The organism is Methanooceanicella nereidis, from assembly GCF_021023085.1.
GTDB lineage: Archaea > Halobacteriota > Methanocellia > Methanocellales > Methanocellaceae > Methanooceanicella > Methanooceanicella nereidis.
This window is the reverse complement of sequence record NZ_PGCK01000005.1, coordinates 107,605-128,539: the sequence shown is the minus strand read 5'-3', so window position 1 is coordinate 128,539 and position 20,935 is coordinate 107,605. Positions and strand designations below refer to the sequence as shown.

General features: G+C 49.0%; 21 protein-coding genes. 11 read left to right on the top strand and 10 right to left on the bottom strand.

What is annotated here, in order from left to right:
- Positions 1-64 precede the first annotated feature (64 nt).
- The 3 genes from CUJ83_RS07615 to CUJ83_RS07605 form a co-directional block, all read right to left on the bottom strand.
- A complete protein-coding gene (locus tag CUJ83_RS07615) occupies positions 65-1,015 on the bottom strand; it encodes a hypothetical protein (protein ID WP_230741694.1) in 951 nt (316 codons plus the stop codon).
- Positions 1,016-1,175: 160 nt separating this feature from the next.
- Positions 1,176-2,822 carry a thermosome subunit alpha gene (gene thsA / locus CUJ83_RS07610; protein WP_230741693.1) on the bottom strand — a complete coding sequence of 549 codons (1,647 nt, stop codon included), beginning with the start codon at positions 2,820-2,822 and terminating at the stop codon, positions 1,176-1,178.
- Between the two features lie 309 nt (positions 2,823-3,131).
- Entirely contained in the window at positions 3,132-3,437 is a 306-nt protein-coding gene (locus CUJ83_RS07605) for a protease inhibitor I42 family protein (protein ID WP_230741691.1), read from the bottom strand.
- Between the two features lie 54 nt (positions 3,438-3,491).
- On the opposite strand from CUJ83_RS07605, the gene CUJ83_RS07600 reads away from it, so the two are divergent.
- The 4 genes from CUJ83_RS07600 to CUJ83_RS07585 all read left to right on the top strand — a co-directional run bounded on the left by CUJ83_RS07600 (position 3,492) and on the right by CUJ83_RS07585 (position 7,684).
- On the top strand, positions 3,492-4,271 hold the full coding sequence (locus CUJ83_RS07600; RefSeq protein ID WP_230741690.1) for a class I SAM-dependent methyltransferase: 780 nt from the start codon (positions 3,492-3,494) through the stop codon (positions 4,269-4,271).
- A 388-nt stretch (positions 4,272-4,659) separates the two neighbouring features.
- Positions 4,660-6,552 carry a phosphoadenosine phosphosulfate reductase domain-containing protein gene (locus tag CUJ83_RS07595; RefSeq protein WP_230741689.1) on the top strand — a complete coding sequence of 631 codons (1,893 nt, stop codon included), beginning with the start codon at positions 4,660-4,662 and terminating at the stop codon, positions 6,550-6,552.
- The gene (gene hisH, locus CUJ83_RS07590) at positions 6,549-7,154 is read left to right on the top strand and encodes an imidazole glycerol phosphate synthase subunit HisH (protein WP_230741688.1); all 606 of its coding nucleotides are present in this window, start codon (positions 6,549-6,551) and stop codon (positions 7,152-7,154) included. Before CUJ83_RS07595 ends, hisH begins: the two co-directional genes overlap by 4 nt.
- A gap of 83 nt (positions 7,155-7,237) precedes the next feature.
- Complete coding sequence (locus CUJ83_RS07585; RefSeq protein ID WP_230741687.1) at positions 7,238-7,684, top strand: GtrA family protein; 447 nt, start codon at positions 7,238-7,240, stop codon at positions 7,682-7,684.
- A 435-nt stretch (positions 7,685-8,119) separates the two neighbouring features.
- Here CUJ83_RS07585 and CUJ83_RS07580 read toward each other — a convergent pair whose 3' ends face one another.
- Positions 8,120-8,764 carry a DNA integrity scanning protein DisA nucleotide-binding domain protein gene (locus CUJ83_RS07580; RefSeq protein ID WP_230741686.1) on the bottom strand — a complete coding sequence of 215 codons (645 nt, stop codon included), beginning with the start codon at positions 8,762-8,764 and terminating at the stop codon, positions 8,120-8,122.
- 237 nt (positions 8,765-9,001) lie between these two features.
- Here CUJ83_RS07580 and CUJ83_RS07575 point away from each other — a divergent pair, with 237 nt between their 5' ends.
- Both CUJ83_RS07575 and CUJ83_RS07570 read left to right on the top strand, forming a co-directional pair.
- Positions 9,002-10,336, top strand: a complete 1,335-nt coding sequence (locus tag CUJ83_RS07575; protein ID WP_230741685.1) for a glycosyltransferase family 2 protein — start codon at positions 9,002-9,004, stop codon at positions 10,334-10,336.
- Between the two features lie 98 nt (positions 10,337-10,434).
- Positions 10,435-10,920 (top strand): peroxiredoxin family protein, encoded by a 486-nt coding sequence (locus CUJ83_RS07570; RefSeq protein WP_230741684.1) that lies wholly within the window; start codon positions 10,435-10,437, stop codon positions 10,918-10,920.
- Here the strand turns inward: CUJ83_RS07570 and CUJ83_RS07565 are convergent.
- Positions 10,917-11,420: a deoxyuridine 5'-triphosphate nucleotidohydrolase gene (locus CUJ83_RS07565; protein WP_230741683.1), complete on the bottom strand. Its 504-nt coding sequence runs from the start codon at positions 11,418-11,420 to the stop codon at positions 10,917-10,919. The two genes, CUJ83_RS07570 and CUJ83_RS07565, sit on opposite strands and share 4 nt — an antisense overlap.
- Positions 11,377-11,829: a tRNA (N6-threonylcarbamoyladenosine(37)-N6)-methyltransferase TrmO gene (tsaA, locus tag CUJ83_RS07560; protein ID WP_230741682.1), complete on the bottom strand. Its 453-nt coding sequence runs from the start codon at positions 11,827-11,829 to the stop codon at positions 11,377-11,379. The genes CUJ83_RS07565 and tsaA overlap by 44 nt, the downstream gene beginning before the upstream one ends.
- Positions 11,830-11,901: 72 nt before the next feature.
- On the opposite strand from tsaA, the gene CUJ83_RS07555 reads away from it, so the two are divergent.
- The 4 genes from CUJ83_RS07555 to CUJ83_RS07540 all read left to right on the top strand — a co-directional run bounded on the left by CUJ83_RS07555 (position 11,902) and on the right by CUJ83_RS07540 (position 15,583).
- A complete protein-coding gene (locus tag CUJ83_RS07555) occupies positions 11,902-12,753 on the top strand; it encodes a 4Fe-4S binding protein (protein WP_230741681.1) in 852 nt (283 codons plus the stop codon).
- 99 nt (positions 12,754-12,852) lie between these two features.
- Positions 12,853-13,980 (top strand): ORC1-type DNA replication protein, encoded by a 1,128-nt coding sequence (locus CUJ83_RS07550; RefSeq protein WP_369423947.1) that lies wholly within the window; start codon positions 12,853-12,855, stop codon positions 13,978-13,980.
- A gap of 31 nt (positions 13,981-14,011) precedes the next feature.
- Positions 14,012-14,668 (top strand): 4Fe-4S binding protein, encoded by a 657-nt coding sequence (locus CUJ83_RS07545; RefSeq protein ID WP_230741679.1) that lies wholly within the window; start codon positions 14,012-14,014, stop codon positions 14,666-14,668.
- Positions 14,669-14,740: 72 nt separating this feature from the next.
- A complete protein-coding gene (locus CUJ83_RS07540; protein ID WP_230741678.1) occupies positions 14,741-15,583 on the top strand; it encodes a prohibitin family protein in 843 nt (280 codons plus the stop codon).
- A gap of 12 nt (positions 15,584-15,595) precedes the next feature.
- Here CUJ83_RS07540 and CUJ83_RS07535 read toward each other — a convergent pair whose 3' ends face one another.
- The 4 genes from CUJ83_RS07535 to CUJ83_RS07520 form a co-directional block, all read right to left on the bottom strand.
- The gene (locus CUJ83_RS07535; protein ID WP_230741677.1) at positions 15,596-15,949 is read right to left on the bottom strand and encodes a hypothetical protein; all 354 of its coding nucleotides are present in this window, start codon (positions 15,947-15,949) and stop codon (positions 15,596-15,598) included.
- On the bottom strand, positions 15,933-16,688 hold the full coding sequence (locus CUJ83_RS07530) for a Nif3-like dinuclear metal center hexameric protein (RefSeq protein ID WP_230741676.1): 756 nt from the start codon (positions 16,686-16,688) through the stop codon (positions 15,933-15,935). Before CUJ83_RS07530 ends, CUJ83_RS07535 begins: the two co-directional genes overlap by 17 nt.
- A 1,046-nt stretch (positions 16,689-17,734) precedes the next feature.
- A complete protein-coding gene (moaA, locus tag CUJ83_RS07525) occupies positions 17,735-18,628 on the bottom strand; it encodes a GTP 3',8-cyclase MoaA (protein WP_230741675.1) in 894 nt (297 codons plus the stop codon).
- A 167-nt stretch (positions 18,629-18,795) separates the two neighbouring features.
- Positions 18,796-19,044 carry a hypothetical protein gene (locus tag CUJ83_RS07520; RefSeq protein WP_230741674.1) on the bottom strand — a complete coding sequence of 83 codons (249 nt, stop codon included), beginning with the start codon at positions 19,042-19,044 and terminating at the stop codon, positions 18,796-18,798.
- A gap of 244 nt (positions 19,045-19,288) precedes the next feature.
- Between CUJ83_RS07520 and ilvD the strand changes: the two genes are divergently transcribed.
- The gene (gene ilvD / locus CUJ83_RS07515) at positions 19,289-20,935 is read left to right on the top strand and encodes a dihydroxy-acid dehydratase (RefSeq protein ID WP_230741673.1); all 1,647 of its coding nucleotides are present in this window, start codon (positions 19,289-19,291) and stop codon (positions 20,933-20,935) included.

Here is a 20,935-nt window from a genome sequence, read left to right as displayed (position 1 = left end):
TAAAACTTAGATCTATAACGTATTAGCTTGTGTTTCAATCCTAAGTATCATTAACTTTTTGTTCTTATTTATTAGCCATTTTTTTTAATATTAAGGCAAGAAATGCGATTAAAATGGAAATGATAGTCCCAAAAATAAGAACGTCGGCGATATTGGCCCCGGTGTCACTCATACCGTCTTCTTTCGTAGACTTTTTACCCGCGAGGACTATGGTCCCCGGCTCGTTAGACATGGCCTGGTATATGATCATACCCCCGGTATCGTTGATGAATTTACCCGAAGACAATTGTATGACGTTTCCTTCCTTGTAGCGATATACGGAAAAGTTATCATCGGGACTATAGTCCGTTTTTATGGATACGAGCGCGTAGCTTATCGGGTATGCGTCTTTAGCGGGACTGTAAGATATATCGACCATCAGCTCAATGTCTGTCACATTTGATAACTTGCCGCCGGAATGGAATGCATCCATTATCTTATTTTCATTAAAATATCCCACTTTAAAATTCACCGTCTCCGGTAAGCAGTTAAGATAAAGGGCAGACCATGCAGAAAAGTTATCACCACCATACTCGATGGCCTTCTCTTTTGTATCAAGTTCGATCCCGGTAACGCGCCCATAATAGCCATACCCCTTGTTCGTCAGATCTTCCGTAGCCATGATAAGGTTGGCCACATGCTCTCCGTTATCGCTCTTTAACGGTATTATCATCGTATTGTTCCGGAAAAATATGCCGCTTGCCTGATCATAAAAGCTCATTAGTGCCGCCCCGGATGTCGCAGAAGGTATGGCGACATATATCGCGCCATTATATTGCTTCTGTATCTGGATATTACCATCATTTATATCGACGGCTCTCATATCGCTGTCATAGGCAGTCGTCGAGCTTTTGGTAACGGGGAACGACGACGGTATGACGATATCGCAGGATATGGCAATATCGTTTCTTGCGTCAGCTGCGGAAAACTGCGCGAATATAAAGAGCAGTAACAAGACGGAAATAATACGCTTCATGGGCAATAACAAGTCAAGTAAGTAAGTACTTAATAGTATTTTGATTTATTAGCGGTTATATACCTGAATATTATTACAAAATGATCTGTTCCCTTAGTAGAAGATCAAGAGATCAAAAAGATCGTTGTAAAAAAGAAAAAAGGAGAAGGAATGTAGGTATTTACATTCCGAAGTCCATCTCGCCCATGCCGCCCGGACCCATGCCCGGTGCGCCGCCCCTTCCTCCGGACAGCTTGCTTGCGGCGATGACGTCGTCGATCCTCAGGATCATGATGGCCGCCTCTGAGGCACCGCTGATCGCCTGGGTCTTTACCCTTAACGGCTCGACTACGCCCTCTTTCTTCATGTCGACAGACTCACCGGTGAACACGTTGATGCCCGCGGTCTTCATGGCGTTCTTGCCCTCGTGCTTGCTCCTTAAGGATACGAGCGCGTCTATCGGGTCAAGTCCTGCGTTCTCCGAAAGTGTCCTCGGGATGACCTCCATTGCCTCGGCGAACGCCTCTATGGCGAGCTGCTCTCTGCCGCCGACTGTGGATGCGTACTCCTTAAGCCTCAGGGCCAGTTCGATCTCGCATGCTCCGCCGCCTACGACGTACTTCTTGTCCTCTACGACTACGCCTACGACACGGAGAGCGTCATGGACTGCGCGCTCAAGCTCGTCGACTACGTGCTCCGTTCCGCCGCGGAGTATGAGGCTGACTGCCTTCGGGTCCTTGCACTTCTCTATGAAGATCATTGCTTCGTCGCCGATCTTTCTTTCCTCTACGAGTCCTGAGACACCGATGTCCTCCTTTGCGAGCTCGTCGATGCTTGTGCTGACGCGGGCTCCGGTGGCCTTGGCGATCTTCTTGAGGTCGGACTCCTTTACACGGCGTGCTGCGAGAATTCCGCTCTTTGCAAGGTAGTGCTGTACGAGGTCGTCGACGCCCTTCTGGCAGAATACGACGTTTGCGCCGATCTTCTTGACCTTCTCGACCATGTCCTTGAGCATCTTCTCTTCCTGGTCAAGGAACGACTGTAACTGGTCCGGGCTGGTGATCTCGATCTTTGCGTCGATCTCGGTCTTCTCGATCTCCATCGGGCAGTCGAGCAGCGCGATCTTTGCGTTCTTGACTGTCTTCGGCATGTTCGGGTGGATCCTTTCCTTGTCTATGACGATGCCTTCGATAAGCTCTGAGTCACCTATGGTGCCTCCGACCTTCTTTACGACCATTATGTCGTCGACATCCACGTTCCCGCTCTCGTCGACAACTGCCTTTACCGACTTTACGCACAGGTCAGCGAGCTTCTCGCCTACTGCCTCGGCGCCCTTGCCGGTCATCGCGGTGATCGTGAACTTCTTGACGAGCCCCTCGTCCTTTAAGGTTACCGGGAATGAAAGTGATTCTAATATCTCCCTTGCCTTGGTGGCTGCCTGCCTGTAGCCGTGAGCGATGACGGTCGGGTGGACGTCCTGGTCGAGCAGTCCCTCGGACTTCTTTAACAGCTCGCCTGCGAGAACTACTGCGGTGGTCGTGCCGTCGCCCACTTCATCATCCTGGGTCTTGGCTATCTCTACGATCATCTTTGCAGCCGGGTGTTCGATGTCCATCTCTTTAAGGATGGTCACACCATCATTTGTGATTACGACGTCACCGAGCGAGTCGACGAGCATCTTGTCCATTCCCTTCGGACCCAGTGTCGTCCTTACTGCCTCTGCTACGGCCCTCGCGGCCATCAGGTTCATGCCCTGAGCGTCGCGGCCCCTCGTCCTGGTGGAGCCCTCTCTTAAAATTATAACTGGTTGACCTTGTTGCTGTGCCAAATTTAAACCTCCTTAAATATTAGGTGTAACTCGAAGTCTGGTTCATATGTGCTTGTGATTCTATATATAAGTTTCGACTATGATGAGGTCGACATTGCCGTATTTTCGTATAATGGCCATGGAATCCCATATATAAGTGCTTATAAATGCTAACTGGATTTTAGCTTACTTATATACTATTTCGACCTCTTGTCGTGTTCTATTATGAGATTACACTTCTATATATAACTTTCTACATAATCAGGTGTAAAAACATTCAATAAACCCTGTATACCTGCTTGTTCTTTTCTTTTTCCCCCATTTATGGTCCTATTTTACTTTCACCTTTATTTTGAACTCAGGGGACGGCTTTGACCACGGTCGGTAAAGGTAGAACACGAGCTCGCATTCGCCGATCATGGCGGGGGAAAAATACCATGAACGCTCTCCAAGCGCGTTAAATCTCGATGCTCCCCGCTCCACATATACGCTGTCGATCAAATTTACACAGGAATTTTCCATCTCCTTGAACTCCCAGATATACCCGGATACCTGGCTTTCCGGAAGCCGCACCTCAAGCCTGTCCCTGAGATAAAGCTCTACTGTCCGGCCATTATCCGACATTCCGACTATCATCTTATCTCACGTATCTATGTGTCAACTTTAATGTCTATCAGCCTGAAATATATTATGATGGGTTATAGGGAGATAGAGAATAAAATATCAAAGTCCTGGGACGAGATGGCATCTGCGTACGATAAATTCAAGTCAGACACATTTTCCTACTCCGAAATGATCGAGAAGCCCGTAGTTATGCGCCTGCTCGGCGATATTTCCGGTAAGGCGGCACTGGACCTCGGATGCGGCGGCGGCGATTATACTGTCGAGCTCGCCCGAAGGGGAGCGAAGGTGGTAGGTGTCGATATCTCAAAAGTCTCACTGGGGATCGCGCATAAAAAAGCCTCCATGGAAGGACAGGACCTAGAGCTTATCATGGGCTCCATATCAGACCTGGGTTTTTTAAAAGGGGACCGGTTTGATGTCGTATTTTCTTCTACGTCCATGCATTATGTCGCCGACATCGAAAACGCGTTCCGGCAGGTTCGCCGCCTGCTAAAGGACGGCGGCATGTTCGTTTTAAGCGTGGTACATCCTTTCTACACGGCACAATACCCTCTCATCGATTATGCCGGCGCGGATAAGTACGCCGTGTTCCAGCTGCGCTACTTTAATCACGCGATCAGGGAATATATCCCGCCCTGGTCAAAATACATCGAGGAAGGCGATGGCCGTTGCATCAGCTATCATTATACTGTGGACGACTATTTTAACGCTTTAAAGGATGCGGGCTTTGATATCGACAGGATGGTCGAGCCCAGGCCTCTTCCCGAGTGGAAAGAAAAGTACCCGAGGCGATACTATGAAATGTACAACTATCCGCTCTACCTGATCTTCAAATGTAAAAAATAAGGTCATTGATTTTTTAAGGTGATGTTCTTCGTGTTGTTCCTTTCGGATTGCGGGTAAACACATCATCCCAAATCGGAGAAGGACTAAAATAAAATAAGGCTGATCTACGCAAAAAACGCGAGTATCATCATGATCAGCCAGAGCGATATCCTTGTCAGCCCCATCTTCTGCCATGATATATCATCCTTTATGGACTGTATATTCGATCAGCAATTTGACTAACTACACTCGAATATAAATAAGCTAATAGTAGTAAAAATATTAACTACAAAAATACTTATATACGCACACTGAATTTTCACTTCAAACATATGTTATATCCTGGCACGATATGCAGGACACGATACATAAAAGTTAATATAATATGTATTCCTCATTCTCCACAGCTATGAGTCACGTCTATCTTGGAAAGCTTACCCTGTACTGGTGCGATGAGTGTAATGTTCCATTGCTGGGAAAAAAGTGCGCTAAATGCGGTTCTGCAGCGAGATATGTAGACTGCACCCCGCCCGGCGACATACGCCCCGCTTTCCCCTATGACATCGATCTTATCAACTCCGCCGCCGAAGACGCGTTCGGCCACTCCGGGCTTATCCCGAAAGATAAGCTTGTAGTGCTGAATAAGGCCCCTTACGAGGACAGGCTCGACGAGATATACGTAGACGGCCGCATGTTCGGAGCGATACGTTTCGACCCGTCACGCCTTAAATGGATGTTCATGCCGCGTGCTTTCGCCGCAAGGCAGATGGAGGTCAAGAAAGGCTTCGTCATAGCGGATAAGGGGGCGGAAAAACCCTTACTGGGAAGTTCCAACCTTCTGGGGCCGGGTGTGGTGGACTGTGACCCGGATATTAAGATAGACGACGAGGTCATCGTCCTTTTAGAGGGAAGGCCCATCGCCGTAGGCCGCGCGAAGATGGCCGGCGAGGACATGAAGCAGAGAAAACGAGGCGTCGCCGTTAAAGTAAGGTGGAACGGGTACGACGAGTCCCCGATACTAATGGGGGGCCAGACCTGGGACGACGCCATAGAAGCTAATAATAACTATTTAGGATCATTAGAGGGAGAGGCTGTCAACTTTGTCAGGAAGGCCGTTGATAAATACGGGCTTCCTGTAGCGGTATCATACTCCGGCGGCAAGGACAGCCTTGCGACATTATTGCTTGTGCAAAAAGCTATCACCGGCTTTGATATACTTTATATCAATACGGGCCTCGAATTCCCTGAAACGACGAAGAACGTGTATGATGTCGTGGAAAAATACGGGCTTAAGCTAAAGACCGCCGAGGCCGAGTCATTCTGGGACGCGGCGCCGAATTTCGGCCCTCCGTCCGTGGAGGCCAGGTGGTGCTGCAAGGTATGCAAGCTTGGCCCCATTACGAACCTGATAGAAGGTAGTTACGCTGACGGCTGCCTGACTTTCATAGGGCAGCGCAGGTATGAGTCGGAGATAAGGGCTAAAAGCCAGAGGATATGGCAGAACCCCTGGGTCACGAACCAGATAAGCGCATCACCCATACAGAACTGGACCGCCCTTCATATATGGCTATACCTTTTCAGGGAAAAAGCCCCGTATAATTCTCTGTATGAACGCGGGTTCGACCGTATCGGGTGCTGGCTGTGCCCGAGCGCGAGCCTTTCTGACTATGAGTACGTCAAGAGGGAGCATCCCGACATGTGGGCGCGCTGGTCGTCGTTCCTCGAGGACTATTGTAAGAAGGTCGGATATCCCGCAGAATATATCACATATGGATTCTGGCGCTGGCGCAACCTGCCGAAACCATGGGAAGAGCTAAGGCAGTCTCTCGGGATAACTTTGAACAAGCCCGAATATAAAGTCGATACTCTTAATTTCGTGATGGTCGCAGGCCACAGGCCCTGCAAGGACGGCTCGGCGACAGCGGAAGGAAGCTTTGATAAGCCTCTAGACCTGGAAAGGCTTCAGAACATGCTCAAGCCTCTCGGAGAGGTCAAGGGCATGGACGGCGTGCTTTACGTATCACGGGACGGCGGAAGCCTGCAGGTATATGCCACAGGCACGATGGTAGCGAGGGCGAAGGATAAGGATTCCGCCGCATCGATGCTGAGAATGGCGGAAAAAGCAGTGCGCCGCGGTATGCTGTGCATAGGCTGCGGCGTTTGCGTGGGAGCGTGTCCCATAAACGCTATAACCAAAGAGAACCACAAAGTTACCACCGGCGACGATTGTAACGGATGCGGCAGCTGCATCGATATCTGTCCCCTGGTGAAGTTTCAGAGAAAAGAGGAGCACGTCTCATGACAAAGATCGTCATAATCGATTATGGGCTGGGCAATTTGAGAAGCGTGGAAAAGGGGCTGGCATATGCCGGAGCGCCATCGGTCATAAGCAAGGACATAAGCGAGATAGAGTCCGCCGACGCGATAGTGCTTCCGGGCGTGGGCGCTTTTGAGGGCGCTATGAGGCAGTTCGCTCCCTTAAAAGACGCAGTCCTTGGCCGTGTAAAAAATAATGATGTGCCTCTGCTGGGCGTATGCCTGGGCATGCAGATGCTTTTCGAAAAAAGCGAAGAGGGCGGCATAATCGACGGGCTCGGCCTTGTCCCCGGCAGTATCACAAAGTTTTCGGGTAACCTTAAAGTCCCTCACATGGGATGGAATTCCCTTTCCATCAAAAAGAAACACCCGATCTTAAAGGACATACCTGACGGCTCCTACGTCTATTTTGTCCATTCATACAGGGCCGAAGTGAGCGATAACACTCTTGCCTCCTCAGAATACGGCGGAGATTTCACGGCAATAGTGTCAAACGATGCCCAAAATGTGGTCGGGACACAGTTCCACCCGGAAAAAAGCGGAAATATCGGGCTACAAATGCTCAAAAATTTCGTAGATATGATATAACGGGCCGATAACTGTACATTGTGTACTCAAGCGATAGCCAGACAAGCGTTAATAGAAAGATCATTAAAAAGAGTGGTGTGGTGTTGACAGACGTATTAGCAAAGGCAGACGTAGCTTTCTCCAAGGTCTATCCGGACTATAAAAAATTCTTTAACTATCTTCTCGTCGGCGTCATAGCGACACTGGCTGACATGGGATCGCTGTTCGTACTGAACGATTTCATGAACGTGTTCTACCTGTATGCGAATATTTGTTCGTACACCCTGGGTATGGTCATAAGCTTCTACCTGAATAAATACTATAATTTTAAAAATACCTATAAAAAAGTCCACTACCAGTTCATATCGTTCGCGCTGGTAGCCGTGACCGGGCTTGTATTGAACACGGCTTTAATGTACGTCTTCGTCCATTACCTGTTCTCTAACGACACCAGCATGTTCGTCATGATCTCAAAGCTAATAGCGACGTTCATCGTGTTCATCTGGAACTTCTTTATAAATAAGTCGGTGACATTCAAGGTATTCCAATAATTAAAACATTGATCCCTGCGGGCATATGATCCCTCAGGTTTTTTCTTAATGATCTATTCTGTGTGGCAGGTTCAGTGATATCCCGATCATGTATGCAAGGAATACAATGATATTTTCCTTTCATCACAGGTGTACAAAGCGAACATCCCCTCACTATGAAGGGCACGAGGGCTCAAGGGTTTACAAAAGACTTTTTCCTAAGGTTATCCCTAAGGTTATCCCTAAGGTTATCCCTAAGGTTATCCCTAAGGTTATCCCTAAGGTTATCCCTAAGGTTATCCCTAAGGTTATCATATCCTAAAAATTTGTGTTCCTTGTTCGCCCCTGTGCGCCTTGTGGTGAAAATATGTATTGAAGCTGACGAACCAGAAAAATAAACTACTAATTATGATCCTTATGGCTTTAAAAGCATGTAAAACCGGCCGAATAGATCGGTCAGACCTTATCCGCCCCGCGCAACACCGAGGACACTGTCTCAAAAGCGGATTTCACTATCAGGTATGCGCCGCCTATCAGCACGATATACCAGGGCTGTATCTGCAGCAGGGCTATGGACAGCCCGGCGGAAACGAGCAGCGCCGTATCGCTCCTTGTAAGGAAAGCCGCCACTTTTTCCATGACGTTCGGGTTTACCTCCGAAGAGTCCATCTCGAGCATAATGCTCCCGTCCTGGAATATTTTGATCCAGCTCGATTCCTCCGATATGAGGACTCCTGTCGAATTCAATATCGCTTCGGTGATACCCGAGGCCGCGGCGTGCCTTGTACCGAATCCCGGCAGCGTCGTCGACCTTAAGAGCCTAGCGCCGAAAGCTACAAGCTCTCCTTTTGGTGTCAATATCACTGCCCCGTCTATGGTGGCAAGCTTTTCTATGACGACGTTCATGCCCTGTTCCGTAACGGGATAAGATGAGGTGAACTGAGGGTAGTGCGTCTCGTATAATCCGTCTATATCGCTCCTTTCTGCGATGACGATAAGCGCTCCTTCGCCGCTTTTGGATATGTTCTTCGCCACACCCAGAACGACGTTCATTACGCGCTCTTCCTGCCCTACGGCGTTTACTTCGGCGATCTCCTTCATTTTTTCCCTCATTATTGCCGGGGAAATTTATTTCCCGTTTGTACGATATATTTACTGTACTCTATGCTTAAAATACTTGTATATTAATTTAATGAGTGTATTATGCGATATGCGGGCCCGGAATGATTTTCCTGCGGCAAGCCATCTGAGATACATTGGCTATAGTTAAATATTTGTTCTTGAAATCATAGGTTATACCGAAGAAGCAACAGGTTATAATTCAGAAGGTCGAACGGCGTGAAAAACAAGTTTGTGTTCGTATGTGTGATATTCGTCCTTTTAGCAATGGGCGTGGCTATAGGTAGCCTTGTATATTCGGCCATATTCGTGGCTTCCTGGGTGAATCAGGTGTTGATCGCCCAGTGGATGCCATATGCGTTGTATATACTGCTGCTGGCGATCATCTTGATAACAGCCGCATTCACATACGTTTTTATCAGGCAGGGAAGAGCCACCGAGACACCGTCAGTCCCGGAGAGCCGTATCTTGCCTATCACTATAATCATCCCGGCCCTTAACGAAGAAAGTACTTTAGAGCAATGTGTGGAAAGCCTTATCGGGTCACGATACCCGCAGGACCTTTTAGAGGTCATCATAGCTCATGAGGTCGCCCCCAGATGCCGCGACTCCACTCCTGCGATAGCGAAAAGGCTCGCGGAAAAGTACTGCAACGTAAAGGCCGTTCCTAACGACGGCGAGCACAGCGGCTCAAAGGCCGGCTCCATAAACAACTGTATAGAGATGGCATCGGGAGAGATCATCGGTATCTATGATGCCGACCATGTCGTGGAAAAGGACGCGCTCATACGGGCGTGCGCGCATTTCGTATCAAGCCCGGAACTGGCCTGCATCGGCGGAAAGGTGATGGTCAGGAACATGGACTATAACTTTTTTACCACCCTTGTAGGCAACGAATACACTGTCATCAATAATTTTTCAAGGTTTTTATCAGAGCTCATCACGGGCACGCATCTAATATACGGCTCCAACGTGTTCATAAGGAAGGGCGCTCTCGTCAGGATAGGCGGGTTTGACGAATCTAGCCTTACCGAGGACTGTGACCTCGGCATGAAGCTTATCTACGGGAATTACCCGATGAAAATAGATTATTCTATTAGGAGCTACGAGCAGTCCGCGATCAATTTCCGCGACTGGTGGCATCAGCGCGTCAGGTGGACGAGAGGGAGCATGGGCGTGCTGAAAAAGTACATGAGGATCTACTCTGCGGATACCCGGATGAGCCGGAAGAGCATAGAGACCATATTGCTATATTCGCTGGGTACCGGCGGGCTTCTGTTTAGCGTCATCCTGATAGGCTTCATGGGCTTCATGATGTATATGAACGTGATAACGCCCCTGATATTGTTCATTTGCTGCGCTCCCCTGGCTGTGCTGTTCGCGTCAGAGTCCATGAACGAGTATAAGGAGGGCCGGGGCAGCATACTGGACACGATATTATCGATCCTTGTAAGGCCCTGGGTGATCTATGCATACTCGCTGGTAGGCGTTTATGCCGTCGTGCTGGATATCCTCAGCAGCGATCATGTGTGGCACGAGAACCGGCGCATTTGAACGGTCTGACCGAATATCAAATTTTAAATTTTTTGTGTCAGAAAATGATTTTTTCCGGGATACTTTTTATTTTCCTGTCATGACCTCCTTATAATTATATGTACAGGATGATCAGGGGTAAGGTGAGGTCAGGCGATAAAGCACCGGCGATAAATGCGATCGACATTGACGGTGATCGATTTGACCTGTCCGGGCATACCGGTAAAAATAATCTCCTCATATTTTTTTATCGCACCGTTTCCTGCTCCACATGCAGGGACGAGCTCAAGGAGCTCAGGGATAACTACGATGACATCAAAGGACAGGGATGCGAAATAGTGGCTATCAGCACGGATAGCCCCGGTGACGCAAAACAGATGGCAGGAGAGCTGGACCTGCCTTTTCGCCTTATCAGCGATGAGGCCGGCCGGATAATTCAGGATTACGGTGTATATGATAAAAATACGGATACAGCGTTCATCACGCTATTCCTGGTCGATATGAACGGGATAGTGCGGCATATAAGACCGGTGGAGGGCATGGAAGACAAATTCCATGCCGGTGAGCTGATAGATCGGCTCCGGAGCATCCGCGGGCAGTTCTAGCCAGAAATGTTCTCGTTCATGTATCGGCCGCTGTAGCCTTCCTGGGCGGAGCCCAGCCTCATGAACAGAAGCTGTATGACACGCGCATCCTTTTTCAGATAAAACCCGTCGTCGTTGTACACTACCAGCATGGCCTCGCTCCTGCCTTTGTATCCCGCGTCCCATACGGCCGTATGGATACTGGCCCCGGACCTTAAAAGGCTGGAACGCGGGAGGGCTATTGCGCACATGTCCTTAGGTATTGAGACTATCTCGTTAAAAGTGATCTTATAGCATCCTTTTTTCAGGAACGCCCATCCGTCATCCCATTCAATAGCCCTGTATGACGGCAGCACTCTTTCCGAATTATCGAACCCGATGCGTCCGGGCCCTTCGAAAGCCTCGATCCTGCTCACGGTCAGCTCATAGCCGTTCACCTGGAGCTGCGAGCTTTCATCTATCGAACATTCTACAAGCTTATCGCTCAATAACTTTGATAATTCTGTCTTTCCGAGGATCATCTGTTTCCAACCCTTCGTCGAATGTAAGCACATGGGGCTTTATATCAAGCACAGGAGTACCGTCCAGCGCGTCCAGCCCTTCGACAAAGAGCTTATTGCCTTCCCTTGATTTTAATCTTACCACAGTGATACCTATCGGGTTGGGCCTGAACTGGCTTCTGGTGTTAAAGACACCAGTTATGGGCCTTGACGTATCTCCCCGGGGATGCAGCCTTAACCTGTAATTTTCTACCTTACTAAAGTAAAATATCACTGTTATCAGCTCATTCACTTCTATGTCCATCAGGCCGCGCTCATACTTCGGATAAATGATGATCTCTGACAGCATGTTCCTGATGTCTTCGGCGTGCGTGTTCTCACCGGCCATATTGCGGACACAGCCTATCGGTGTGAAAACTATTTTATCCATCTAATTTTATGTTATTGCTCATAATATATAAACAGGAAGCATTTATCGGATGAGCGAATACATGTGATTGCTATGTCATCCGGGGACCGGCGGGATAAAAAAGCTTTCGGCGTTTATGCCGGCATCATGTACCATACGGCAGCGCTAGGGATAAGGCTATCGAAGCTGCCCGTTTTGGGCAGGCTGTTCGAGACGGTGGTTTCGAAGGAACGGCTTAAGGCCGTTACTGTACCGGTAAACCTTCCGTTACAGGATAAGTATGCGATCCTTCATTTTGATGCGGCGCAAAAACTGATAGAAGCGTCTTCATATATCTGCGCCACGAACACGTGCGTGTGCAGGGAGGGAAATGGCTGCAAGGAATATCCTGCGGACATTGGCTGCATGTTCCTGGGGCAGGGTGCCCGGGACATCACGTTAAAAGGCCGTGTCAAAGAGATAAGCAAGGATGAGGCTTTATCCCGGCTGGAGAGGTCAAGGTCGCTGGGGCTGGTCAACAATATCATCTGGTCGAGCGTGGAGATCGATATCCTGGGCGGAGATCCCCTGCATACCATAGAGCTTTGCTCATGCTGTCCCTGCTGCTGTCTTGCGTTCAGGACGCGGGAAGGCTCAAGGGCTTTCATCGACGGGATATCCGGATTTTGCGTCGCGAAAGTAATATCCTCCGGATCATGCGTACAGTGCTTAAAGTGCGAGCGCTCATGCCCGTTCCACGCCATAAATGTTAGCATGCACGGCAGGCCCATGATCGACGGAAGCAGATGCAAGGGCTGCGGCCGGTGCGAGGTATCATGCGATAAAAATGTTTTGAAAGTATTCCCGCTGGAGCATGAAGGCGGCTGCTCTTCGCCATGCAGTGACGCCGGCGTCAATCCTTCGGGGATTGAATATCTTGAGCAGTTCTTATCGATGGTGAAATAATACTTTCACCATGCATTTTGAATAGTGTATTAAATAAGAAAGTATATTTTATGAGTGTACTGAAAGTATCATGTAAATCTATCGGGGACGATGCGACCTATGAATAAAGACCTGCTATTATGGGATCAAACGATTTTCAGGGACGAGCAATACTTTGAGCTCGATTACCTGCCTGAGAACCTGCTGCACAGGGACTCTCAGATGCGCTCCGTCATGTTCAGCGTAGCGCCTGCACTGAGGGGCGCGACACCCCTTAACGTCTACTGCAGAGGCTCGCCGGGAACGGGTAAGACCTCGGTAGTCCTGAAAGTCTTCAAGGAACTGGAAAACACGACCCAGAAAGTGATCCCCGTCTACATTAACTGCCAGGTCGATTCGACGCGCTACGCCATATTCTCTCAGATATTCAAGAAGCTTTTTGGATATCCTCCCCCGTCCTCGGGCATATCCTTCAAAAAACTGTTCTCGCAGATCGCCAAGCACCTTGTCGAAAAGAAAAAGGTGCTCATCGTCGCGCTTGACGACGTGAACTACCTTATGATGAGCAAGGAGGTCAACGATGTCCTGTACTCCCTGCTCAGGATGCACGAGGTGGTCCCCGGCACGAAAGTGGGCGTGATCGCCATACTGAGCGACCTTACCCTGGACATGGCGCGCGACCTTGACCCGCAGGTACAGTCTGTGCTTTTGCCCGAAGAGGTGTCATTCCCCAAATACTCAAGGTCCGAGATACGTGACATCCTGAGCCACCGTGTCAAGTACGGGTTCTACCCGAACGTGGTCTCAGATGAGCTACTCGAGCTTGTCACGCAGTATACCGAAGAGACAGGCGACCTCCGGGTGGGCATAAACGTCCTGAAGCGGGCCGGCCTTAACGCGGAGCGCCGTGCAAGCAAGATCGTATCGCGGGAGGACGTCGAAAAAGCGTACGAAGGCTCCAGGTACATACACCTGAATTACACCGTCAGGAACCTGAAAAAGGAAGAAAAGGTCCTTTTGAAGTGCATTATCGATTCGGGAAAATATGAAATGATGTCCGGTGAGCTTTTCGAATGCTTTAAAGGGAACACCGGCCTCGGCTACACCTCTTTCTATGAGATGGTGAACAGGCTTGAGGGATTAAAGCTCGTCAACGTCGATACCACCGGAAAGGGCACCCGGGGGCAGAGCAGGCTGGTCTCTCTGAAATATGACCCGAAAGAGGTCGAAAAGAGGCTGGACATATAGGATAAAATTTATTTTATAATGGTGATCCTCAATGGTCGTTATCCCGGTAAATATTGACTTTCGAAAGTATCCTGTCGTTTTACCGTTCGATATGGCAAAGATGCTCATCGAGCAAAGCTCCTGCATGTCTCTTGCCCGCGTTTGCGCATGCCGTGATCGCAGGGAATGCAAAAAACATTCGAAGGAGCTAAGCTGCATTTACCTGGGCCCGGGGTCAAAAGACATCGTTAAGAACGGCAGCGCAAAGGAGATATGTAAAGAGGATGCGCTGAGCCGCTTAAACCTGGCGAAAGAGGAAGGCCTGGTAAGCATGGTCATATGGTCAAGCGCTGAACTTCGCCAGCCCGGTGTCGATACCGGACGTACGCTGGAACTTTGTTCTTGCTGCTCATGCTGTTGCATTCCTTACAGGACAGAAAACATGTCCCGGGCTTATATAGATGACATCGTCGGTTTGGGAGCGGCAAATGTCGCCAGCCCGGAAAAATGTGCAGGATGTAAGATTTGTGAGGCCATGTGCCCGTTCAAAGCAATAAAGGCGGACGGAGACGGCCCTGTCATAAATGCTGACAGGTGTAAGGGTTGCGGTGTGTGTGAAAAAGTATGCAAGGCCGGATCTATAGAAATAATCCCTTACCCTGAACTACGGGACGAATACTCCACGCTGCTTTTGTCGGTTATCCGGTAAATTTTCAATGATTCTCTATATACTTAAATTATTTATCAAGCGTTTACTCATATTATCCTTAGAGGTATAAATTTGAAAAATACTGTGGGGATCGCTTCTGCAGCTGTTTTGATAGCTGTCATTTTATTGATCGTCGTAAGCCTTGTCACGGGCCTGCTGTCGCCCGTAGTCGTGGTGCCGGCAGGCAGCGTAGGGGTCCATGACCTTTTCGGTAACGTGGACGCAAATGAGCTCTACGCCGGGTTCCATTTTAAAAACCCGTTCGCTGATGTTAAGATAATGTCGATAAAGACGCAGGCCTATACGATGAGCATTCTGGAAGAGGAGGGCACGAAAACACGCTCCGATACGGTCAACACGCTGACAAAAGAGGGCCTGTCAGTTGATCTTGACCTGACGGTGCTATACCGCCTGGACCCGGAAAAGGCAGACCAGGTCTATAAGAGCGTCGGAACGGATTATGCCGACGTCATAGTCAGGCCGCAGATAAGGAGCGTAATAAGAGAAGTTATAGCCAGGTATGAGGCCAAAGACATCTATTCGGCGGAGCGCAACAGGATAAGCGGCGAGATATATGATGAGCTGAATATGAAACTGAACGCCAGGGGTATCATAGTCGAGCAGGTATTGCTGCGTAACGTGAAACTGCCTCCAAGCGTCCAGAACTCCATAGAGGCAAAGATAACCGCAGAACAGAACGTGGGAAGGATGAGCTTCGTCCTTCAGGCCGAAGAGCTCGAGGCGAAGAGAAAAGTGGTCGAAGCCCAGGGTATCGCCGACTCGAATACGATAATAAGGGACAGCATAGACGAAAAATACCTGTACTGGTACTGGATAAACAGCCTGAACAATAAATCTGTGATCTATGTTCCTACGGGCAGCAACGGCATGCCGATGTTCAAAGAGTTCACGTGAGCGTTCCCATGCTCACTTCTTTATTTTAAAATACGTCCTTCCGCGTAACTTATCCGTATACCATTCATCGACCTTTTCATACCGGCCTGTGGCGTCGGCTATTCGCGTCGCTATTGAGTGATAGCATATCCCGCCTTTTTTAGAGAGCCTGCCGAGATAATCGTCGCAGGAGCAAAAATCCCCTTCGACTATATACTCTCCCTTCTTGCCTTCGACGACAAAAAAGTCCCTGTACCTTTTAATCTTGCCCGAGCGGAAGGCTTCGATAGCCTTTTTGCCTCTGGCCCCATACTCTTTCTCTACCCTTTCGGCAAGCTCATCGGTAAGGGAGCCCGCATCTCTGATCTCTTCAAATATCTCTGTCACCGCAGCTGATCACCTCGATGCCGGGAGGGTCATCGATGAAAACCGAAGGCACGAACGTCGAAAGTCGCTCTGCCAGAGCTTTCATGGCCGGTGCCTCGGTATGATAATGGGGCGCGCTTATCAGCGCAACATTATCGCTATCCCTGATAATGTCATGCTTTAGCTCCGACGATACGATCGCGTCAGCATTCAGCTTTTTGGCGATGCCCAGCCCTTCCTTGAACCCGCTGCCTCCGATGACCAGCACTTTCTTTATCCTCTTTTTGCCATTTCCCGTATACTCCACCGGCGAACCGAGCTTTTCAGAGACATGTTTTGCGAATTCCCTTAGCGGTATTTCGTCCACGATGCCGATCCTGCCCATCTCTGCCCCCTGAACGCTTTTAAGCCCCAGCATGCCTGAAAGAACATCGTTCACTCCGCCTTCTGCCCTGTCATAATTAGTGTGCATCGAGTACAGCGACATATCGTTATCGAGCAGGAGCCTTAACTGGTTTCCAAGCCCGACGCTGATCTTATTCACCGGGCTCCATATGAGCGTGTGATGAGTGATCAGCATTTGCGCGTCCATTTCTATCGCCTTTTTTATGACATCTGTAGTGGGGTCGAGAGCTGTCGCGACTTTATTTACCGTGTCCGTACCTTTTATTATAAGCCCTATCTTCCCGGCGTCAAAGTCCTCCGCCATATCCGGGGGCGCGATATTTTCAAGTACTGAGATCAACTCGTTGAGCATCATAAAATCTACAGATTAAGATATCCACCTGACTTATATAGAGTGTTGCGGTGATGCTTGGAGTCTCATTTTTAGATAAGCTTTACACGTACGATAAAAAATCATGCAAGCTAACCACAAAGGACACGAAGGACCACTATTTTTCACCACGAAATCTTTGATAAGCGGTGTTTTGCTCAGGTTTTAAGAATGAACGAACGTGTCATACTTACTGGTCTTTGAGATGAAGTTTTTATGGTTGTACCTGTCGGATGGCAGGCAGACACGTAACCTCACAAAAACACGGAAACACAAAAAATTTTTTATATGATTTTTTAAGTGCACAAAAAGCACTAAGAATTTACTCACCAAACCACAAAGGGCTCCAGTATCACCGTCAACGCACAAACAGCCCAAACGCTCGGCTCAACGCACTAACCTCTCCAAGTCACCAACGCTAAAACAAGACCCGAACATTCTCCAAAAACACTAAATTTTAACTGCACGGTTGACGCTTACACGACAAATATCCCTGCTATAGGTCAAGGGGAACACAGACCGGGATATTGAACTTTTGTGGTTTGGAGAATGTTCGGGTCTTGTTTTAGCGTTGGTGACTTGGAGAGGTTAGTGCGTTGAGCCGTGCATTTGAGACTTTAGTGCGTTGACGGTGATACTAGAGCCTTGGTGATTTGGTGAGCGAACCTTAGGGTTTTCGTGACCTTAAATTCTAAAAAAAATTTGTGGTTCTGTGTTTCTGTGAGGTTACGTGCCTACCTGCCATCCGACAGGCACAACTGCAGAACATCGATCCCGTAATAGATGTTACATGCAAGTCTTTACAGAGACCATCAAAAAGTTATTCATGGGAGCGCACAACGGCGAATAAGGTACACAAAAGACTTTTTTAAGTATATGCTAATTCTTCTAAAAAAGTCCTTTGTGAACCCTCGAGCCCTTAGAGCGCTTTGTGGTGGAAACTGGTGGTCCTTGGTAACCTTTGTGGTGAAAAAGAAGTATGTCTTTTACCTTGTATGGCGGGAATGGTGCTGGCGTAAGGGTTAAAGCCCTTATAGCTTAAAGAACGGCTCGCGTATGCTCACCGCGTACTTTAATCTTTCCTCAAGCTCTTCGTCGCTCAGGCCGCGGACATCGACAAGATTATCATTACGGAGCAAGCACGGCTTTAATTTAAAGTCTGAGGTCACTCTCAAGCGGTTGCAGTTCATGCAGAACTCGGAATTGTCAATAGGCCTTACGACTTCCACTTCAGCCCCGTCGAGGTAATATTTTGTACGGCGGTGCATTTCGCGGCAGACCATCTTATCGGCCCTTTCCTTCAGAGATCTTTCAAAGGCCGAAACATCGGCATGGTACTTGAAGACGCCCTGGAAGTTCATCAGTTCGATGACCTGGAGAACAAGAGGCTTATTCCTTACGAAATCGATCATATCTTCCATCTCGTTCTCGTTGATATCCTTAAGATAGACCATATTGATCTTAACGGGCGTCAGGCCGGCATCTATGGCCGCGCTGATGCCGTCGAGGACCCTGTCGAAGTGGCTATTGTCGCATCTGGTGATAAAGCCAAAACGATCCTTGCTTAGCGTATCCAGGCTGACGTTCACACGGTTGAGGCCGCTTTCCTTCAGGCCTTTTGCCCTTTTGGCCAGCAGCGTGCCGTTCGTGGTCACCGATACGTCTCTCATGGGCGGCAAGGCTCTGAGTATATCCTCGAAATCTTTTCTAACAAGGGGCTCTCCGCCGGAAAATTTTATTTTATCGACGCCGTACTTTGACGTGATCCGCGCCAGCCGTGCGATCTCTTCGACGGTGATCTCGTTACCGCTGTCCTGCTCGCCCTCATTGTGGCAATACAGGCATTTAAGGTTACATCTGTTCGTAATGGAAATTCGTAAACTTGAGATCTTTCTGCTATAGGCGTCAACCAGTGATTCCGACATCGAATATCATTACCTTTTTCATTTTACGTTAACTATCTGGAATAGCTTAATTACAAGTGTTATAAGCTAATACCTTAATAAGTTTTTGATACCATTGCCCGTTACTGGTTATCTATAAAAATTACTATTTATGGTAATATCCATTTTATGAAAAATAGTCGAAAGTTTTATCTTTTGCCGCCCATCGGCCTGAAGATCTCTTCCCCGTGGACTTTCCAGTTCTCTCGCTTGGCGTAGTCCCTGAGATATCTCACGGCGTCATCCCTGAGCCTGAACTTTGTGACGAATCGTCTCCGGCCATTGTCCTGCTCAGCCATGACATAATACTTTTTTTCGTCCTCGTCCTCTTCCTCTTTGTATATATACATGCGACGTAAGACAATGTTGGGGTTAGTGTTCGTAAAAGGTCTTTCCATGCTCTCCCGCCGTTTTACAGATTAATGCTTACTTATTGAAATTAATAGAATATATCGTTTTCCTACCTATCCTATGTTTTATAAAAATATTTAATAAATATCATAATAATAATTATGACCTGTAATCAGTCATGATTACCTATAAAATGCTATATATGAAATACCGAATATGTACGGGAATACATTTAAAAGATGTAGTAAATAAGCAAATCTATAACATTCATTTTATCTTCGGTGTATTACGATGCGAAGCGACACAGTGAAAAAAGGTATGACAAGGACGCCTCACAGGGCGCTCCTTAAATCCGTCGGGGTCACTGACTCCGATATGGATAAGCCGTTCATAGGCATAGCCAACGCGTGGAACGACATCGTTCCCGGGCATAAGCACCTGAACGAGCTTGCGGAGAAGGTCAGGCAGGGCATAAGGGAGGCCGGGGGAGTGCCTTTCGAGTTCGGTACCATAGGGATATGCGACGGCATCGCCATGGGCCATGAAGGCATGAAGTACTCGCTCCCGTCACGTGAAATAGTCGCGGACTCCATAGAGCTTATGGTGGAGGCTCACAGGTTTGACGGTATCGTAATGCTCGGCTCCTGCGATAAGATCGTCCCGGGAATGCTCATGGCCGCGTTAAGGCTCAACATACCCTGTATCGCGGTCACCGGCGGTCCCATGCTTCCCGGAAGGCTGAATGGAAAAGACCTGACACTGATATCGTCATTCGAAGGCATAGGCAACGTGCAGGCCGGGAAGATGACCGAAGAGGAGCTAAAGCTTATAGAGGACGCGTGCTGTCCGGGGTGCGGAAGCTGCCAGGGTCTTTATACTGCCAATACGATGGCATGCCTGACAGAGGCGCTCGGGCTGTCGCTTCCGGGATGCGCCACATCCCACGCGGTAAGCGGCTCCAAGTACCGCATCGCATACGAGAGCGGCAGGCGTGCAGTCGAGCTCGCCATGAAAGATATAAAGCCTCTTGACATCGTCTCAAAAGGATCGTTCGAGAACGCCATTCGCGTGGACATGGCCATAGGCGGGTCGACGAACACGGTTCTGCACCTGACCGCCATCGCCGCCGAAGGGGACATCCCTCTGGAGCTAAATGATTTTGACCGGATCAGCAGCGAGACGCCGCATATATGCCATATGAGCCCGGGAGGCCCCTACACGATGAAAGATCTCGATGAGGCGGGCGGCATACCAGCGGTCATCAAGCGGATATCACCCCTTCTTAAGGACACTCCCACCGTGAGCGGCAAGTCGTTAATGGCCATAGCAAAAGAGGCGAGGATCAATGATGAACAGGTGATCAGAAGCATGGACTCTCCGGTCCACGCCACCGGCGGCATAACCGTACTATACGGTAACCTCGCGTTAGAGGGCGCTGTCGTAAAAAGCGGCGCCGTGAACGAGAACATGTTAAGGTTCACCGGAAAGGCCAGGGTGTTCGACTCGGAAGAGGACGCCATTAAGGCGATACTCGGAGGGGAGATCAAGGCAGGGGATGTTGTCGTGATACGGTATGTCGGCCCCCGCGGAGGCCCTGGAATGCCGGAAATGCTAAGCCCGACTTCGGCGATCGCAGGCCTTGGCCTTAGCGATTCGGTCGCGTTGATAACGGACGGAAGGTTCTCCGGGGGCACAAGAGGGCCGTGCATAGGGCATGTCAGCCCTGAAGCCGTTGACGGCGGCATGATAGGGTTGTTGAAGGAAGGGGACATAATAGAGATAGACATCCCCGGCAAAAAAATCGAAGTAAAGCTGGACGCTGATGAGATCGAGGCAAGAAAGAGGTCTTTCGTGCCAAAGAGGAAACAGCTCAGGGGCTACCTGTCAAGGTACGTGAAAAATGTCACTTCCGCCTCTTCCGGCGGCCTGATAAGATGA